General features: G+C 36.3%; 16 protein-coding genes. All 16 read right to left on the bottom strand.

The features are described from left to right. Positions 1-251 precede the first annotated feature (251 nt). Positions 252-1,118: a UTP--glucose-1-phosphate uridylyltransferase GalU gene (gene galU, locus NX845_RS13200; protein ID WP_102393322.1), complete on the bottom strand. Its 867-nt coding sequence runs from the start codon at positions 1,116-1,118 to the stop codon at positions 252-254. A gap of 188 nt (positions 1,119-1,306) precedes the next feature. Beyond that, entirely contained in the window at positions 1,307-2,239 is a 933-nt protein-coding gene (locus NX845_RS13195; RefSeq protein WP_260256901.1) for an SIS domain-containing protein, read from the bottom strand. After that, the gene (gene kdsB, locus NX845_RS13190) at positions 2,240-2,992 is read right to left on the bottom strand and encodes a 3-deoxy-manno-octulosonate cytidylyltransferase (protein WP_260256899.1); all 753 of its coding nucleotides are present in this window, start codon (positions 2,990-2,992) and stop codon (positions 2,240-2,242) included. It lies immediately after the preceding gene. A 3-nt stretch (positions 2,993-2,995) separates the two neighbouring features. Further along, the gene (locus NX845_RS13185; protein WP_260256898.1) at positions 2,996-3,559 is read right to left on the bottom strand and encodes an HAD family hydrolase; all 564 of its coding nucleotides are present in this window, start codon (positions 3,557-3,559) and stop codon (positions 2,996-2,998) included. 2 nt (positions 3,560-3,561) lie between these two features. Continuing rightward, positions 3,562-4,359, bottom strand: a complete 798-nt coding sequence (gene kdsA, locus NX845_RS13180) for a 3-deoxy-8-phosphooctulonate synthase (protein WP_260256896.1) — start codon at positions 4,357-4,359, stop codon at positions 3,562-3,564. Positions 4,360-4,361: 2 nt separating this feature from the next. Then, positions 4,362-5,750 (bottom strand): O-antigen polysaccharide polymerase Wzy family protein, encoded by a 1,389-nt coding sequence (locus NX845_RS13175; RefSeq protein ID WP_260256894.1) that lies wholly within the window; start codon positions 5,748-5,750, stop codon positions 4,362-4,364. Continuing rightward, a complete protein-coding gene (locus tag NX845_RS13170) occupies positions 5,747-6,937 on the bottom strand; it encodes a hypothetical protein (RefSeq protein WP_260256893.1) in 1,191 nt (396 codons plus the stop codon). Before NX845_RS13170 ends, NX845_RS13175 begins: the two co-directional genes overlap by 4 nt. A 44-nt stretch (positions 6,938-6,981) precedes the next feature. Next, positions 6,982-7,935, bottom strand: coding sequence for a glycosyltransferase (locus NX845_RS13165; protein WP_260256892.1), 954 nt, complete (start codon positions 7,933-7,935; stop codon positions 6,982-6,984). Further along, the gene (locus NX845_RS13160) at positions 7,925-8,998 is read right to left on the bottom strand and encodes an acyltransferase (protein ID WP_260256890.1); all 1,074 of its coding nucleotides are present in this window, start codon (positions 8,996-8,998) and stop codon (positions 7,925-7,927) included. Before NX845_RS13160 ends, NX845_RS13165 begins: the two co-directional genes overlap by 11 nt. Continuing rightward, a complete protein-coding gene (locus tag NX845_RS13155; protein WP_260256889.1) occupies positions 8,995-9,543 on the bottom strand; it encodes a DapH/DapD/GlmU-related protein in 549 nt (182 codons plus the stop codon). The genes NX845_RS13160 and NX845_RS13155 overlap by 4 nt, the downstream gene beginning before the upstream one ends. After that, on the bottom strand, positions 9,536-10,861 hold the full coding sequence (locus NX845_RS13150; RefSeq protein ID WP_260256888.1) for a hypothetical protein: 1,326 nt from the start codon (positions 10,859-10,861) through the stop codon (positions 9,536-9,538). Before NX845_RS13150 ends, NX845_RS13155 begins: the two co-directional genes overlap by 8 nt. Before the next feature lie 16 nt (positions 10,862-10,877). After that, the gene (locus tag NX845_RS13145) at positions 10,878-11,654 is read right to left on the bottom strand and encodes a glycosyltransferase family 2 protein (protein WP_260256887.1); all 777 of its coding nucleotides are present in this window, start codon (positions 11,652-11,654) and stop codon (positions 10,878-10,880) included. Beyond that, positions 11,651-12,202, bottom strand: a complete 552-nt coding sequence (gene rfbC / locus NX845_RS13140) for a dTDP-4-dehydrorhamnose 3,5-epimerase (protein ID WP_260256886.1) — start codon at positions 12,200-12,202, stop codon at positions 11,651-11,653. Before rfbC ends, NX845_RS13145 begins: the two co-directional genes overlap by 4 nt. 4 nt (positions 12,203-12,206) lie before the next feature. Next, on the bottom strand, positions 12,207-13,088 hold the full coding sequence (gene rfbD / locus NX845_RS13135) for a dTDP-4-dehydrorhamnose reductase (protein ID WP_260256884.1): 882 nt from the start codon (positions 13,086-13,088) through the stop codon (positions 12,207-12,209). After that, positions 13,088-13,975: a glucose-1-phosphate thymidylyltransferase RfbA gene (rfbA, locus tag NX845_RS13130; protein WP_260256883.1), complete on the bottom strand. Its 888-nt coding sequence runs from the start codon at positions 13,973-13,975 to the stop codon at positions 13,088-13,090. The genes rfbD and rfbA overlap by 1 nt, the downstream gene beginning before the upstream one ends. Beyond that, positions 13,975-15,090, bottom strand: coding sequence for a dTDP-glucose 4,6-dehydratase (gene rfbB, locus NX845_RS13125; protein WP_260256882.1), 1,116 nt, complete (start codon positions 15,088-15,090; stop codon positions 13,975-13,977). Before rfbB ends, rfbA begins: the two co-directional genes overlap by 1 nt. Positions 15,091-15,138: the final 48 nt, after the last annotated feature.

Below are 15,138 nucleotides of genomic sequence, written 5' to 3'. Positions count from 1 at the left end.
GAGATTTATCGCGAATAACAGAAATAAAAATGGCCAAGTTCATAGTATGAACTTGGCCATTTTTTATTGACTAGGTTTGAATATCAAGGAAAATTTATAACGCAACTTAGGCTAATCCCATGAGTCTTAATTTAGGTAATCAGGTATCAATGTCATTCGATACTCAATAAGTAAATCAACCTTAAATGGAAGTTACTACCTTATTAAGCGATCTTCCTAGTGAGGAAACATCAATACCTCATGCTCAACGACTACACCTTTTCAGTAGCGGTTTGATCCATTTCTGCTTTGCTGCCTTTCAGATAGACGTTTTTATAACAGTAGTTCGTCGCTTCGATATAGCCATCGACGCTACCACAGTCAAAACGCTTACCTTTAAACTTGTACGCAATCACACAACCATTTTTGGCTTGCTCTAAAAGCGCGTCTGTAATTTGGATTTCACCGCCTTTGCCCGGCTGCGTTTCTTCCAAAATATCGAAGATATCTGGAGTTAGAATGTAACGACCAATAATCGCTAAGTTACTTGGCGCGGTCCCTTGCTCTGGTTTCTCTACCATATCGGTAATGCGAATCAGGTCATCACTTAGGTGCTCGCCGGCAATCACGCCGTACTTATGCGTTTCAGATTCTGGTACTTCTTCAACCGCGACAATAGAGCAGCGGAACTGACGGTACAGCGCGGCCATTTGTGCTAGCACGCCTTTGTCATCATTGATGCACAAGTCGTCAGCCAGAACGACAGCAAATGGGTTGTCACCCACTAACTCTTTGCCCGTTAAAATAGCATGCCCTAGCCCTTTCATTTCACGTTGGCGAATAAACGTATACTGAGCCGAATCAATCAAAGAACGTATATCATCGAGTAAAGACTCTTTATTAGTCCCTTGAATTTGGTGCTCAAGTTCGTAGTTCTTATCAAAGTGGTCCATTAACGAGCTTTTACCACGGCCAGTAACAACGGCCATGCTGGTCATACCCGCTTGAATCGCCTCGTCAACGCCATATTCAATAAGCGGCTTGTTAACAATAGGCATCATTTCTTTTGGCATGGATTTAGTCGCAGGTAAAAAGCGCGTACCATAACCCGCTGCAGGGAATAAGCAGTGTTTGATCATTATTTAGGTTCTTATGTTTTATTAACTGACGTATATAAAATATTGCGGATGATATTGAAGTCGTCATACCGAGGTGAAATGTCTCAAACAAAAAGAGGATGAGACACTATGGGTAGTCTTTATAAACAACAACAATATGGAATTTTAAAATGCCAACATAGATGATGCCTAAATTTTTAACACTTTAATTATTTTTTCAAGATACCCACAACAGTATTGCTTTCTTGAACAATTAATGAAGTTATCCCTTTACTCTCCATCACTTCATAAGCCTCTTGTATATTAAGTTCAGGGGATATTGAAGCCGGATTAATTGAAGCTATATCTTTTGCTACCAAATCGAAGGCATCTCTACCCTTTGACTCCATAGCTCTCCTCAAGTCGCCATCAGTGATAATAGCTAAGGTTTCATTATTTAAATTGACTAATGTTAACCCTAAATGGCTTGATGATATTTTATGAATAATAGAAGTAAAGTCAGCATCCGAAGAAACACTGGGAATGTTGTCAGAAAACATTTCATCTCGTACTTTCGACAGCAACCGACGACCTAAACTCCCCCCAGGATGAAAGCGAGCAAAGTTTTCAGGTTTAAAGCCACGCACATCCATTAGAGCTACAGTTAAAGCATCACCCATAACGAGAGTTGCAGTAGTTGAAGATGTTGGTGCTAACTGCAGAGGGCAAGCTTCTTTAGGTACAGCAATATCTAGATGACAGTGCGAATTTGACGCAAGTGTAGAGTTTTCTTTACCTGTGATCGCAATAACGAAGTTATCATTATCACGCAAGAAAGGTAATAGCTTTAAAACTTCATCAGTTTCACCCGAATTCGATATAGCAATGAACACATCTTCAGGCTTCACCATTCCAAGATCACCATGAAATGCCTCACCGGGATGCATAAAGAAACTTGGTGTACCAGTACTCGCAAAAGATGCTGCTATTTTTTTTCCTATAATTCCGGATTTTCCCATCCCACAAATGATTGTTCGACCTTTTGTGTTAATAATGGCATTGATAGCCACTTCAAATTCAGAACCTAACCTTTTTGCCATGTAATCCAATCCTTCTATTTCGGTTTGAATTACCTCTCTTGCAATATCAATTGAACTAGCCATTTAAAACGTCTTCTCTTCCATTATTTTTTTGATAGTTTCGTAATCGTCACTAGTATCTATACCATGAGGGACGACACCGTCAAATGTCATTGCCCCGATACTCATTCCATGGCTTAGAGCACGTAACTGTTCCAATTTTTCATAACTCTCAAGTTCATCTTCTGCGTATGAACAAAATTCTTTCAAAGCAGAAACCCGGTAGGCATAAATCCCGATATGTCTTTTTGCAAATGACAAATCAGAAGGGTTATCACGATTCATTGGCGACGCGGAACGAGTAAAATAAAGCGCTCGACCATTATGACCAAGAACCGCTTTAACTACATTAGGGTTTACAAAATCATCTTGGGAACGCAAAGGAACTACTGCAGTTGTGAGATGGTAAGAGGGATTTGACAACGTAAATGAGACAAGTTGTTGAATAAGCACTGGTGGGATCACTGGCTCATCTCCTTGCACGTTTACGACAACGGTATCACCGCTCCACTCTTTGAGCTCAACAACCTCATTGATACGATCCGTACCGGATTGATGTGACGAGGACGTTAAAACCACTTGGATGCCCTCATCTTTTAACACATCACTGATTCTTTGATCGTCAGTGGCGACAAAAATATCGGTTTGCTCGATGCCCGCCTCTTTACAACGCTCTATTACATGCCAAATAACAGGTTTATCAAGCAAAGTTAATAAAGGTTTACCTGGCAGTCTAGATGAGCCGTATCGCGCTGGAATTACAACTTTCACACTCATTATTTATTGCTCCATTGTTGCTACGTCATCTAAGCGGATTTTATCAAGTAAAGGTTCGTATACCTCTTTTAGTGGTTTATCAAGTTGTGTCACCAACAATAGGTCAACAAACTCTCTTACCATCCCCTTGCCCCCTTCAAGAGATGAAACCCAATCAGCACTATCGATAGCTAAACTATGAGCGTCAATTGGCGCCACAGCTAAACCTACCTTATCAAAGATCGGTATATCCAGCACATCATCACCTAGGAAAGCAATTTGATCTGATGTAATTTCATATTTAGAGCAGATATTAATTAAAGCAGGAAGTTTATTTTTACAACCAGTAATTATTTCATCAAAACCCAATTGTTGGCATCGAGTATCTAAAGCTGAACTCGCTTTACCTGAAATAACACCAACAAGAATATTATGGCTGCGTAATAACTCGATAGCCAAACCGTCTTTGACATTAAATGATTTGAAGAACTCACCATCTTGATTAATATAAATTGAGCCATCAGTCATTACACCATCAACATCAAGCAAAACCATTTTTATATTATTACAGATCTGATTATCCAACATAATTAAACCAATTTAGATTCAATAAAAGCACGACGATGAACGACTTCATCAATCTCAAGCAAAGTCTCTAGTAGTTCTTCCATATGTTTCAAAGGCAACATATTTGGTCCGTCACATAATGCTTTATCTGGATTAGGGTGAGTTTCCATAAACAAACCATCAATACCTACAGCCACTGCAGCCCTTGCAATAGCTGGGACGTGATAACGATTCCCGCCAGTTGAACCATTCAGGGTACCAGGCATTTGCACACTGTGCGTTGCGTCCATTACAACCTTACACCCGGTTTCTTTCATGATAGTTAAACCAGGCATATAGTTAACAAGTTGACCAAAACCAAAGCTAGTACCACGGTCACATAGCCAGATGTCATCGTTACCGACTGCACGACATTTTTCTACTACTGGAGCCATGTCTGATGGGTGCATCCATTGACCTTTTTTAATGTTTACAGGTTTACCCATTGAAGCAACTCGCTGAATAAACCCCGTTTGACGTACAAGAAAAGCCGGAGTTTGTAAAACATCAACAACTGAAGCGACTTCATCCAAAGGAGTATCGTCATGAACATCAGTTATAATTTTCACTCCTAGCTGATCTTTTGCTTTTTGAAGGATCTTCAATCCTTCTTCAATACCCGGACCAGTAAAAGCAGAAGCTGATGAACGGTTAGCTTTGGTAAAAGAAGATTTAGCGATATACTCAATACCAAGTTTATTTGTAATTTCTTGTAACTGTGCAAAGGTATCTAGGACCAAAGATTCAGACTCTATGACACATGGGCCTGCGATTAAAAACATAGCTAAACTCCTTTATTAAATTTTGATTTATATATTAAATAGATAGTAGACGCCAAGAAAATAGGCACCATAACGTTGGAAATTCCAGACCTTGACAGCATAGGAGTTACATACATTACATTTAGCCATATATAACACACAAAAACACTAATATTTCTTCTTGATTCAACTATAGAACTAACATAACCCAAGAAAGCCGCAAAAAATATACTCCCAAAAAAGCCAAATATTAAATAGCTTTCAGAAACGATACTTGAACCTAAACCACCACCTAACTCATAAGCTTTTGAGTTTGCTAAATAACTTATAAACTGCCCGATGCTGCGTTCATAAAATTCAATATTACCACCAAAAGATGTATAAATAGTGTTCGTAAAGGGTATAAAACTTTTTATGGCCAATCTAAGCGGAACATCAGACACATCAAATATTGAGAAGCCGATAATGCCTAAAGTCGTCCCTTGTGAATATAACAACAAACCTAAAACTTCTATCAAATTAATCGAATCTTCTTTTTCCAAATTAACTCTTAGTGAGAAATTCATGATAAAGTTTACTATTAAAATTAAAATTGACACTAAGAAAAAAGCTCGAACTAACGAAATATCCTTTAATCTTCGACTCGTCGCTGCTAATATTACCATTTTTGAAAAAAAGGCACCTCTCTGCCCAACCACTATATCTAAAAGAGCCAAAAATAAAATAAAATAAACAAATGGTGCTTTTTTATTCTCTGAAAACAAAATAGAAAATGAAACAATAAATAATGTAAAAACAATATTTTTGAAAAGTGTTAAAAAGTAAGAGTCATCTCCCCGCATATACAATGCTAAATATCCGCCTCTCAATACTGAAACTATATCCTGTAGTCTAAAAGACAGCATTAAAAATAATGAAGTAAGAAGAAAAAACGTCACCATCTTGTTAGACTTAACCGGATGGCATTCATTAACGTAAGTCAGCGAAGAATTAACTCTAGATTTTTGGGTTAACATAAGAATAGCACTTGTTAACACATAAACGGCTATCCATAAAAACACAAAAATCAAAATATAGTTTGCCTGATCCATACTAATAGAAGTTTGCACCATTCTCTCTTGCTCAAATATTGTTTTATAATCCGCCGGGCATACAGAGAAACCATTAAAAACCGAAATAGCACAACCTAGAAATCTTCCACCTACAAATAATGAAAAGAACAAAACAAAAACAATAGGTATACTAAAAAAAACATACCCGACCTTTGTTAAAATAAAAATCGACATTATTACAAAAACACTAAATAACAGACTTATGATTGACACATCAAGATCTGATAAAACAAGTGAGAACACAAGAATTGTGAGTATTAAAACATAGATAGAAACGTATATTAAGTGTCTTAAATTCATATTGAAAACTTATTTTTTAAAATTTTAATACTCAGAACTAACATAGGAACAATAAGAATAGATTGAACTAAGAAAAATGGTAATTTAAAAAAATACGAACAATACAACCCTAACATTACTGCGCACGCATTATAAAGGACATAGAAAAGGAAAGGTTCTTCTTGAAAAGAGCGAACTATATTATGTATCACGGACTTAACCAGAACTAAAAAGAAAAATACCATAAGACTAATCAAATTCTGTGATTGTAATAACTTGTCAAATAAACCGAAATCTGGGTACTCCGTCCTAGTTATATATAGTAAGAAAGAACCAGAAATAAAGATAACAAAGGAAATAGTTGAATTGACTACTGTTAGTTTTTTCAAAAGGTCAAAGTCAAACTTTCCTATCGCGTAACTAATCTTAGAAAACTGAGATTGAATGAAAGCAAAAGATATATCATAAATTGCTTTTATCATTGCAAAAGAAAATAGTATACTCGCAATTTCATTTTCATTTATCGGCATTAAATTTACTACAAGAGCGGTACCATTCCAAAAGAAAAAGCCACAAGTCCATGTTGCCATCGTCTTAACTATAATAGCTCTATGCCTATTAAAATAATTTTTAAAATCGACTACAGACAACATCACTGGATTAAAACCTAGCCTCTTCAAGTGTCTCATTGAAAAAAACACAAATGAAACGACTAAAGAAAGTTGTGAAAGGACGATCGCGAGTAGAGTATATCCCAAAAAAATAGAAACAGCATTGACCGTAACAGACACTATTGCTGAATACAATAAAGTTAGCCTATATTGCTTTTGATACTGAAGTCCATCTAGATAAGCATCAATAGGTAAAGATGCAACTCTTAAAGCAGAGAAAAGACATGCAATGACAATGAGAATAAGATCAAAATCGCTAATATTATTTACGAAAAAATAAAAATAAAAACTAGCAAAAAGTGATGAGAATACAAACAACAATAACGAGGATATGGCAAACCATGTCACAGAAAATGACAAGTTCCTTCTGACATCACCACCAATGTTTAGAGCGTACTCTCGCTTAATAACATTCGTCATGCCACCTTCAAATATTGTTCTCATATTAAGAAAACTCAAACACAAAAAATAAACTATGACATCTGTAGGTTCAAATTTATTAGATATGATATATAAAATCAAAGGGGCAGATAGCATCCTGATTCCAACAGATGCCATGTTATAAATAGACGAAACATTAATCACTTCTTTAGTCTCAACATAGATAAAGTGAAACGTGGAAACAAAAGGAAAGAAAAGATTGTCACTTTATGAAAGAAATCCATGCTAATCTTAATCAATTCCATCAAGCTTATTTCACCTCTTACCTGGGCTATAAGTTCAGGTTTGACTTGTTTATATTTGCTCATTCGAATGATTGAGTCGAGTATACCCTTTTTATAACGAACGAACGTAAACAAATCATCACTACCGATGATATCAATAAATTTATTCTTAGCCTGCTTTAGGCCTAGAAAAATATCTAGATATTTTTCTTCAAACTGACTGCTTTTGGTAATTGACCCTGAGCGCTGTCGGTAATAGTAAAAACAATCAGGTATTATTGATACGCTTTTTGACATTAACAAAAGGCTTGTTGTTGTAGGCGTATCTTCAAAATACAAACCTTCAGGATAACAAATACCATTATCTTTAAATAACTTAGTCAAATAAACTTTATCCCATGCAGCAACTCTCATGGCCTGAAATGCTCGAATAAAACTAGTCTCAACTTTTATTTTCTGCTTTTCTAACGAATAAGGCACTACAACATTATTCTCGTACACCAAATTCATTCCACACGCTACGATTTCACTCTCATGTTCTTCTGCAGTTTTTACCAACTCATTATACATTTCGCTAGAAACCCAGTCATCAGAATCTAAGAATGCAACATACTTTGTTCGTACTAATTTTAACCCATAGTTTCTAGCTGAACTTAAACCACCATTTACCTTTTTCACATAAGTAAAATCATCTCGGTCTTTACAAAAATTTATTGCAATATCACCAGTCAAGTCAGTCGAACCGTCATCAACAAGTATAACTTTTAAATTCGCGATAGTTTGTTGATCTAACGTATCCAAGCAATCCTGAAGATATGGGGAAACATTATACATTGGTACAACTACGGTTAACATTGATTCAGTTTTCATTGGATATTTTCTTTTTAAATTTAGCATATATTGAGTTACACATACGCTGTTCAAGTATTTTATAAGATAGCGCTCCAGTTAGTACTGAACCAACTGCCATTAATATAACTAATAATATTGAGTTTATTACCAAGTTCATATCAAATATTCTCACAAAAACAATGGCTATCGCATTTATAACAAGTATATGTGAAAGGTATATTGAATACGACCAATCGCCTATTTTTTCAGATAAGTTTAATACATAACTTTTCGTGGACAAATTATTATTAAATTTAAAAAATAGAGCTATCATAACTAGAACGAACGAAGGTAAACCAAAATATATAATTCGAATAAAGTTGCTATTATGTGATTTATAATCAAAAGAATAAAATAACAACACAATAAAAAAAACAGTTAATATTGGAAAAATAAAAGATGACATTCTCCAACTATTATTCATTTTGTCATTGTAAATATTTGAACAGAACGTTCCTAGAACAAAATCAATCATAAATGGATTAAGTACAAATCCTTCTGTATAGTCAACGCGAGAATAGTATATATTTAATAATATTACTATTACGTACAAGAAATAAAAATAACGATGAAAACTCCAAGGTAAGATTAAAATTAAAACAAAAAAAATAATATAAAAATATACCTCATAACTCAAACTCCAACCAACCATAAGAAGGGGTAATAGATCATGTGGTATAAGAAGAAATGAGTATATTATATTAACATCACCTCCCTGACTACTATTAACCATGGAGGGATATAATAAATATATAACAAGAACAGCTGAAGAGTAAATCCAATAAACTGGGTATATTCTAAAAAATCTCTTAACCAAAAATTTAATTGCAACATCTAATGATGGCTTATAATCTCGACCTATATAAGAAATAATAAAACCACTAATAACAAAGAATAAGTCAACACCGCCAGAGCCATTGCTGAAATAATCACCCATTTCAATTGATGGAAAGTATTTTAAATTAACAGCCTTAATATGATATAACAACACAGAAATTACAGCCAAAGCTCTTAAATACTGTATATTGGTAATACGATTCATACTTTATACCATTCTTTCCTAACTGTACAATATTTCTTAATAACTCTAGCTGGATTACCTGCAATTACTGTATAATTGTCAAACTTTCCTCTAACTACTGCATTAGCACCTACAATGCACTGTTTCCCTAGGGTGGTACCTGCTAAAATTACCGCTCCGGTACCAATAAAGCTATTTTCACCTATAACTGTCTTAGTAACAATATTACCCTGTTCCATAATTGGCATATCTATTTTTTTGTACTCATGATCCATATCAGTCAAAAATACATTACTTGATATCGTAACCCCTTTCTCAATCAAGATTTCACCTGCGCACGTAATATTAACATTAGGGCCAATGGAAGTATTTTCACTTATCTTTAACATTGAGCCCTTACCAATACATTCAATTCTAGCATGAGGGAATACTCTAACCATTCTGCCAACTGAAATATTACCACAACCTTTCAAATACATAGGCTTAGCTATATAAGATGGTAATGAAAATTTTTTAAAAAAAAGCTTATACCACAAAGAAAACAACACCCAAACATATTTACTCACGATAAACCTCCTCTATTCGATCAACAAAATCTTTACAGAGTTTATTGATATCATCATCTCTATAGTGGCCTGTAATATAGTACTTGAAATATAATTCATTCAAAAAACCACACACGAGTTTTGAATCAACTTTATAACTTAAAGAGCTCTGTAAAGTAAATCTTAGTTTTTCAGTCGAATCCAATTTCAAACATATATCACTACTATCATATAATGCATTACCAAGAACAACTGTTGGTTTATTATTTGAGATGGATTCAAGGCCAACCGTTGAGTTATTTACTATAATAACATCAGCTTCATCTAAAGCTAGCTTCAGATCTTTATCACTTTCTATACTAATTCCTGTTGATGCACATAATTCGTAAAGTTCATTTTCATAGCCATTTTTATATAAAGGGTGCTCCCTTACGGTTAAGTAAGTACCTTTAGGCAAGTTATCACTGACAGCTTTTACGATTTCATAATGATTTACAAAATTCGGGCTGTGATAAACCATATTAACATCAAATGGCACTTGTAAAATCAACAAAAACTCTTTACATTCGCTTGTTAACTTATGGCTTGATTCTCGTTTTATTTTCCGCTTAAACTTTGAGGTAACAGTATTATAAGTGGTGTTCTTCATCTCAGGTGGGAGTATTTTTGTTTTACCAAAAATGAAATTAATGATGTAATCACCGGCACGATAGAATGGACTCCTCTTGTATTTCTTATAACGATCTCTTCCATAGAAAGCAGATAAATTACTCTTTATATTTTTTTCTTTCTCTTTATTAGCTAAAAAGACTTTCCCCCTAATACTAGCGTTAGCATTAACACCTTTAGTATCTAATGCTGTTGTATTAAATGGACCTTGTTCAAAATATAAAATTTTTATACCTTCCATTTTAGATATATAAGCTGCTACCTCAGAAGCCAATCTAGAGTCACTACTGCAAATTATTATATCAATGTTGTTTTTTTTTATCCCATCATAAATAGCATCGATATAACCGCATGCTTGCAACATTAAATCTTTAGCATTAACACCTAAACTCAAATGATAACTAATTACATCGCTAAGCTTAATCCCTCGATATTCACCTTGGTTTTTAACAATTGATATGTATTTCCTATAGTTTTTAAGTACTAAGAGCCTAGCTTTAAACGACAAAAGTTCAACTTTTCTATCGCGCAACTTCCAATAAAGGTAGCCACTAGGATATATAGCAAAATGACTGTGATTAACTTGATCATCTTGCTGATTTAGAACTTTTTTTACTTTCAGGAAAAATCTTGAAAAATCATCATAATAACCAATTGTCAATACATTCATGATCTCATACCCATTATTAATGTAAACTCGTCTTAAGCGTCGTTAGTTGTCTTTTTGAAAAAAGGAATCTAACGGCACTTCGAATGTGCCAAACAAAATGCTTAGACAATAACTTCCGATTATTATGTTGTGCGAAATGTATTGCTTCAATCTCATGAATATAACGCACCTTACTATTCAGCATTGCACTCCTAAAACAGATATCAATATCTTCACAATACATAAAATAATTTTCATCAAAGCCACATAGCTTCTTATAGTGCTTTGACCTAAATGCTAAAAAAGAACCAGCAGCCCAGTCTACGTCTAAGCTTCCATTTAGACTTGATTTATCGATAATAGATTCATTACCCAAACCCAAAAATGATTTAATGAAGTTTATTGCCGTTGGAAAATATCGTATCGAGTTATCATATTCAGTTTTACTTTCATTTTTATAAAGATTAATCGAAGCCAAATTTATAACTTCTGATTCCATTATATTTATTAGTTTTAGTATTGCATCTTCATCTATTTTTACATCTGGATTTAGAACTATAAAAAAATCTTCATCCTTCATATCCAATTTATTAACACAATAGTTATATATATAATTATTGTTTTCTCCGAACCCTACACCATAAAAATCATCAATCCAATGAACATTACATTTTTGGGTAATATCTGTTAAATTATCACCAGTTTTATTACTTTTTATTACTACATTAAAGTGATTTGCCAACAATTTCAAACAACCTATGTTATTTATAATCGTGTCATGCCCATGAGAAACAACAGCTAAATAAATATTCATTTTATTATTCCAATTATTTCGCTTAAATTAAATCCATCTATATCTTTCTTTGAAAGTATTGGATTAGAATGTATAGGCCACTCTATATCGAGTTCTGGATCATCCCATTGAATCGAAACTTCGGCATTAGGATTATAATAATCTGTACATTTATAAACAAACTCTGCTTCATCACTCGTCACGTAAAACCCATGAGCAAACCCTTCTGGCACCCACAATTGACGTTTGTTTTGAGCTGAAAGGTATTCACCGACCCACTGACCAAAGGTTGGCGACCCTTTGCGGATATCAACCGCAACATCGAAGACTTCACCCGACACCACTCGTACAAGCTTGCCTTGGGTGTTTTCCGTTTGATAATGCAAACCGCGTAAAATCCCTTTCTTAGACTTAGAGTGATTATCTTGGACGAACTGCGTAGGTTTACCTGTCACTAGCTCTTCAAATTGCTTTTGATTCCAAGTTTCCATAAAGAAACCACGTTCATCACCAAACACACTTGGTTCTATGATTTTCACATCAGGAATATGAGTATCGATTACTTTCATTTTATTAATCCGTATACGCTTGAATATTGTTTAATGCCGCCTTCCAATCGCTCGCTTTAACCGAAAAACCTAGAGTTATTTTTTCAGTACTTAATCGAGAATTGCTTGGCCGCTTTGCTAGCGTTGGGTATTGCTCGGTGGTGATACTCGTTAAGCTTGGCTTATTTGCAAGAACTGCTTGCTCTACGGCAACATCAAAAATGGCATCAGCAAAGTCAAACCAGCTGACGTGAGGCAAACCCGAGTAATGGTAAACACCGTACCCAACCGCATCACCCTGAGTAATGCACTGCGCGATTTGAATCAATGTACCCGCTATATCGCCCGCATAAGTCGGCCCACCAAACTGATCACCAACAATACTCAATGCATCTCGATTTTCAGCCAAACGCAGCATGGTTTTCACGAAGTTATTTCCACTTTCACCAAACACCCATGCAGTACGAAGGATAATGTGTTTTTCACATGCTTCAGCGACCGCTATCTCACCCGCTAACTTGCTTTCACCGTAAACACCTTGTGGATTGGTAGCATCCATTTCCACATACTCACCCACTTTATTGCCTTCAAACACATAATCGGTCGAAATATGCAAAATGGCGGCACCAACACTTTGTGCGGCTTCGGCTAAGTATTTGGGACCGTCACGGTTTATCGCGTAAGAAAGGTCGACTTCCTCTTCTGCTTTATCAACCGCGGTATGTGCCGCCGCATTAATAATGATGCTCGGTTTAAACTCAGCAACCGCTGCATTGACGGCATCTTGACTTGTGATATCAAGGTGCTCTCTATCAAGCGCTAACACTTCAGTATTCTCATGGTTCGCTAACTGCTCAGTTAAACTTGAACCCACTTGGCCATGGCAACCCGTAATTAAAATACGCATTAGCTTACTGCCTTTTTCTGAGTTTCAGTCACTAAACGCGTCAAATACTGACCGTATTCGTTTTTCATCATCGGCTTAGCGAGCGTCAATACCTGCTCATCACTCAACCAACCGTTACGCCATGCTATTTCTTCTAGACAAGCTACTTTCAAACCTTGAACATTTTCAATCGTTTGCACGAAAGAAGACGCTTCATGCAGGCTTTCATGAGTCCCTGTATCTAGCCAAGCAAAACCACGACCCAATAACTCTACGTTTAATGAACCATCATTGAGGTACATTTCATTTAGTGTGGTAATTTCTAGCTCACCACGATGAGATGGCTTCACTTGTTTGGCCATTTCCACCACGCGATTATCGTAGAAATACAGCCCTGTTACCGCATAGTTGGATTTTGGTGCTTCCGGCTTTTCTTCAATAGAAACAGCTTTCATCTCTTCATCAAATTCAACCACTCCAAAACGCTCTGGATCTTTGACTTGATAACCAAACACGGTTGCACCCGATTCTCTTGAAGCGGCACTTTGCAAGGTTCTTGAAAAAGATTGACCATAGAAGATGTTATCACCCAGAACTAAACACACGCTGTCATCACCAATGAACTCTTCACCGATGATAAACGCCTGTGCTAAGCCATCTGGGCTTGGCTGAATAGCATACTCAAGATTAATACCAAAATCGGAGCCATCACCCAGTAGACGTTGAAAGCCAGCATTATCTTCTGGTGTAGTGATAATCAAAATATCTTTGATGCCCGCAAGCATTAGTGTCGATATTGGGTAAAACACCATTGGCTTATCATAGATAGGCAACAGTTGCTTTGATACGCCGCGAGTGAGTGGGTATAAACGTGTGCCAGAGCCGCCCGCTAATACAATCCCTTTCATTATTTATTCACCTTTGATTCTGTTGTTTCTACACCCAAACGCTCACGTTGGTAGCTACCATCTTGCACATTTTGGCACCATACCGAGTTATCTAAATACCACTGAACCGTTTTACGAAGACCGGTTTCGAATGTCTCCTCAGGTGTCCAATTTAGTTCACGCTGCATTTTACTCGAATCAATCGCGTAACGGCGATCATGACCAGGACGGTCTTGCACGTAGGTGATCTGCTCTGCATACGCTGACTCTTTCGGTACTAACGTATCTAGGATGTTACAAATCGTATTGACGACTTCAAGGTTTTTCTTCTCGTTGTGGCCACCGATATTGTAGGTCTCACCCACTTTACCTTCAGTCACCACTTTGTAGAGTGCTCGAGCATGGTCTTCAACAAACAACCAATCACGAATTTGATCGCCTTTACCGTAAATAGGCAAATCTTTACCTTCTAGCGCATTAAGGATAACCAGTGGAATCAGCTTCTCAGGAAAGTGATACGGGCCGTAATTGTTAGAGCAGTTGGTTACGATAGTAGGCAGGCCGTAAGTGCGTAACCATGCACGCACTAGGTGGTCACTTGAAGCTTTTGATGCAGAGTATGGGCTTGAGGGCTCATAAGAGGTTGTTTCTAAGAACATTGGCAACTTTTTATTGGCTGAAGGCTCTGTCCCTACTTCCACGTCATCTGGATGTGGAAGATCACCGTAAACTTCATCAGTCGAGATATGGTGAAAACGGAACTCTAATTTCGCTCGTTCTTCAAGCGTGTTCCAGTATTCGCGTGTCGCTTCTAGTAGCGTATATGTTCCAACAATGTTGGTTTCGATAAACGCCGCTGGACCAGTGATTGAACGGTCAACATGTGATTCAGCCGCAAGGTGCATCACCGCATCTGGTTTGTGATCAGCGAACACTCGGTCAAGCTCTGCTCGGTTGCAAATATCGACTTGTTCAAAGGCATTGCGTTCACTTGAATCCACTTCGATAAGAGATTCTAAATTACCTGCGTAAGTAAGCTTATCAACGTTGACCACGCTGTCAGATGTATTCTTAATGATATGACGAATAACTGCAGAGCCGATAAAGCCAGCACCACCAGTGACGAGGATCTTCATAGTTTTCTCTTGTAATATACTGTTTAGAACAACTCACGAGCGTGAAGA

The sequence above is a fragment of the Vibrio sp. NC2 genome (assembly GCF_025195005.1).
Lineage (GTDB): Bacteria > Pseudomonadota > Gammaproteobacteria > Enterobacterales > Vibrionaceae > Vibrio > Vibrio splendidus.
The sequence above is the reverse complement of the archived record's forward strand: the minus strand, read 5'-3'. Positions and strand labels throughout refer to the sequence as shown.